Below are 4,367 nucleotides of genomic sequence, written 5' to 3'. Positions count from 1 at the left end.
CCTGAGTGGGGTGGGGTGCGGCGGGCGGGGGTGTCGTCGTTCGGGATCAGTGGGACCAACGCGCATGTCATCCTCGAACAGGCACCCGACGACCCCGCCGAGACACCGAATGTCTCCAGCCACGCCGATCGGCCCGCGACCGCGCCCCCCGTGCTGCTGTCCGGGGACAGCCCCGCCGCTCTGCGCAGGCAGGCCGAGGCGCTGGCCGACCACCTTCAGGCCCATCCGGGGCTGGACCCGCGCGACGTGGCGGCCACCCTCGTCTCCAGGGCGCGGCTCGGCCACGGCGCCGCCGTACTCGCCGACCACCTGCCCGCCCTGCGCGCCCTGGCACGGGGCGAACTCCACGACGAGGTCGTCACCGGCGAGAAGGCCCCGGGCAGGACGGTCTTCGTCTTCCCCGGCCAGGGATCGCAGTGGCCCGAGATGGCCCGCGCGCTCCTGGACTCCGACCACACCTTCCGCGCCGAGATCGAGGCCTGCGAGAAGGCGTTCGCCGGGCACACCGACTGGTCCCTCACCGCCGTGCTCCGTGGCGACGCCGGCGCGCCACCACTGGAGCGCGTCGACGTCGTGCAGCCGGTGCTCTTCGCGATGATGGTGTCGCTCGCGGCGATGTGGCGCGCCGCCGGAGTACGGCCGGACGCCGTCGTCGGGCACTCACAGGGCGAGATCGCCGCGGCCTACGTGGCGGGCGCGCTGTCGCTGGCGGACGCCGCGAAGATCGTCACACTCCGCAGCAGGGCGATCGCCCGCATCGCGGGGAACGGCGGCATGGTGTCGGTGGCGTTGGGCGCCGACGAGCTGGCCCGGGTCCTGACGCGCCGGCCGGGGGAGATCGAGATCGCGGTGCGCAACGGACCACGCTCCACGGTGGTCGCGGGAGGCGCGGACGCCCTCGACGAACTGCTCGCGTGGTGCGACGAGCAGGGCGTGCGCGCCCGCCGCGTCCCGGTGGACTACGCCTCGCACACCCGACACGTCGAACCCCTGCGCGAGGACCTGCTGGAGACGCTCACCGGCCTGGAACCGAGGCCGGCCGAGATCGCGTTCCACTCCTCGGTGACCGGGGAACCGGCCGACACCGCCACGCTCGACGCCGGGTACTGGTATCGGAACCTCCGCGAGACCGTGGAGTTCGAAGCCGCCGTCCACGGCCTGCTCGACACGGGACACCACCGGTTCGTCGAGGTGAGCCCGCACCCGGTGCTCACCGTGGCCGTCGAGGAGATCCTCGCCGAGCGGGGCCTGCCCGGGCTGGCGGGCGGCACGCTGCGGCGCGGCGAGGGCGGCACGGAGACGTTCCGCCGCGCCCTCGCCGTGGCCCACCTCGGCGGCGTCCCCGTCTCCTGGACGACGACGGGCACCTCTGTCGTGGACCTGCCGACCTACCGGTTCGAGCGCGAGCGCTACTGGCTCACCCCCTCCGCAGGCTCGGCCCTGGCATCCGGGCTCGGGCCGTCCGCCGTCCGCCACCCGCTGCTGGGGGCGATGGTCGCGCTCGTGGACGGCGGCGCGGTGCTGACCGGCCGACTCGACACGGCGGCGCAGGGGTGGCTCGCCGACCACTCGGTGTTCCGCACCGTGCTGGCACCCGGCACGGTTCTCGCCGAACTCGCCACGCGGGCCGGGGACCTCGTCGGCTGCTCGGAGGTGCGCGAGCTGACCGTCCAGGCGCCTCTCGTCCTCACCCACGGGCGCCCGGCGCCGCTGCAGGTGCTCGTCGCGGCCCCCGACGAGCATGGCCGCCGGACCGTGGAGGTGTACGCGCGCTTGTCCGAGAACGCGCCGTGGACCCGGCACGCGGCCGGGACCCTCGCCCCCGGGACGACAGGGGCCACACGGGTCGCATGGCCTCCCCCCGGAGCCGAGAGCGTCGACGTCACCGACGTGTACGCACGGCTGTACCGGCTCGGCTACGACTACGGCCCGGCCTTCCAGGGGCTGGCCGCCGTATGGCGAGCCGGCGACGGCGGCGACGGCGACGGCACGGTCTACGCCGAGCTCGTCGCGGCCGAGGCCCGGGGTGCCACGGGTGAGGATTTCGTCCTTCACCCGGCACTGCTCGACGCCGCTCTGCATCCGGTGGTGGCAGGGCTGGCCGGACTCGCCGACCCCGACCCGGACCACCCTCTCCTGCCGTTCGCCTTCGAGGGCCTGCGCCTGACCGGCGGGGCGAAGCGAGGGCGGGAAGGGCTGCGGGCGCGCATCGAGCCGCTCGGCGCCTCCCGGTTCCGCTACACCTTCGCGGACCTGGAAGGAGAGATCGTCGGCGCCGTCGAGTCCGTGGCGTTCCGCCCGGCCGCCCGCGCCGAACTCGCCGCGGCCCGCCCCGAGGCCGACACCTACCGTGTCGGCTGGGAGCGACCGGCCGAGACGGGTCCGGCTCCCGGGAACGTCGTCGTGCTCGGCGGCTTCAGTAGCCCCGACGGCCCCGACGGCCCCGACGACCCAGGTGGCCCCGGTGGCCCCGGTGGCCTCGTCACGACGGACGGGGACGTCGGCGTGGTCGACGACCTGCTGTCGGCGGCCGGCGCCGGGGCCGTGCTCGTGCCCGTGGGCGGGCGGACGGGCGACGTGGTCGCGGAGGCGCACGAGCGGACCGCCGCCGTCCTGGGACTGCTCCAGGAGTGGCTCCGCCATCCCAGGTTCGACGGTATCCGGCTCTCGGTCGTGGTGGCCGAGTCCGACCTCGCGTCCGCCCCGGTCCGTGGTCTGGTCCGCACCGCCGCCGCCGAACACCCCGGCCGGTTCACCCTGGTCACCGTCGACGGTCCCGCCGCCGCCGCGCTGCTCGCCGCCGAGCACGGCGAACGCGAGGTGGCCGTACGCGGCGGCGAGCTGCTGGTGCCCAGACTCGCCTCCCACGACCTCGGCGGGAACACCCCCCACGACGCCGCCTCCCGCGACTCCGGATCCCCGGTGGGGACATCGGCCGGCACCGTCCTCGTCACCGGAGGCACCGGAACCCTCGGCGCGCTGGTCGCCCGCAGGCTCGCCACTTCGGCGAACCCTCCGCACCTGCTGCTGGTGAGCCGCTCGGGGTCGCGAGCGCCGGGCGCCGAGGACCTGGCCGAGGAACTCACCGCGACCGGAGCCGGGGTGAGCGTGGTGGCCTGCGACGTCGCCGACCGTGCGGCCATGGCGGAACTGCTGGAGTCCATCCCCGCGGACCGCCCGCTCAGGTCGGTGATCCACACCGCGGGACTGCTCGCGGACGCCACGGTCACCGGGATGACCACCGAGGAACTGGCCGTCGCGCTGCGGCCCAAGGTGGACGCGGCGTGGCACCTGCACGAGCTGACCGCGGGCCTCCCCCTGGAGGGCTTCGTGCTCTTCTCCTCCGCCGTGGCCACATTCGGCGTACCCGGGCAGGCGAACTACGCGGCTGCCAACGCCTTCCTCGACGCACTGGCCGAGCACCGGCGCCGTGCCGGTCTGCCGGCCACGGCCGTCGCCTGGGGCCTGTGGGAGGAGGCGAGCGCGATGACCGCCCGCCTCGGCGCGGCCGACCGCGCCCGGCTCGCCAGGTACGGTGTCGGCCCGGTCGAGACCGGTCGTGCGCTGGACGTGCTCGAACGGGTGCGTGACGCCCACACCGTGGTGTCCCCGCTGGACGAGGGCGTGCTGCGGGACGAGGCGGCCGCGGGCCGCCTGCCCGCCCTGTTCTCCGGAATCGTCAAGCCGCCCGCCGCGGCCCGGCGGACGGCGGCCGACGGCGCCTGGGCGCGGCGGCTGCGGGCCGAACCACCACACGAGCGGTCTCGCACCGTCACCGGGCTCGTACGCGAACAGGCCGCGGCCGTCCTCGGCCGCGAGGACGCGGACGGGGTGGGCGCGGACCGGCCGCTGAAGGAGCTCGGCTTCGACTCGCTGACCGCCGTCGAGCTGCGCAACCGGCTCAACACGCTCACCGGCCTCACCCTGCCCCCCACCGTCGCCTTCGAGTTCCCCACGGTCGCGGCGCTCGCGGGGCACCTGCTGGACGCCCTGTCGGCACAGGAGAGCACCGCGCCCGTGACCGTGAAGGAAACCGACGTCTCGGACCCGGTGGTGATCGTGGGGATGGGGTGCCGGTTTCCCGGTGGGGTGGCCTCGCCTGAGGATTTGTGGGAGCTGGTGGCGTCGGGGACGGACGCGATCGGGGAGTTTCCCGCCGATCGCGGCTGGGATCTGGAGGCCCTCTACCACCCCGACCCCGACCACAAGGGGACGTCCTACACCCGCCAGGGCGGTTTCCTGCGTGACGCCGGTGAGTTCGACGCGGCCTTCTTCGGGATGAGTCCGAGGGAGGCGTTGGCGACCGATCCGCAGCAGCGTCTGTTGTTGCAGGTGGCGTGGGAGGCGTTGGAGCGGGCGGGCATCGA

1 protein-coding gene is annotated in these 4,367 nt (G+C 74.9%); it reads left to right on the top strand.

Features of this window, described 5'->3' with window-relative positions; all coding sequences use genetic code 11:
- Positions 1-4,367: SDR family NAD(P)-dependent oxidoreductase (locus tag ACFY3V_RS39640; RefSeq protein ID WP_389780467.1), on the top strand; the 4,367-nt coding region annotated here is incomplete at both ends.

It is taken from the genome of Streptosporangium sp. NPDC000095, from assembly GCF_042899335.1.
Classification (GTDB): Bacteria; Actinomycetota; Actinomycetes; order Streptosporangiales; family Streptosporangiaceae; genus Streptosporangium.
The sequence above is the reverse complement of the archived record's forward strand: the minus strand, read 5'-3'. Positions and strand labels throughout refer to the sequence as shown.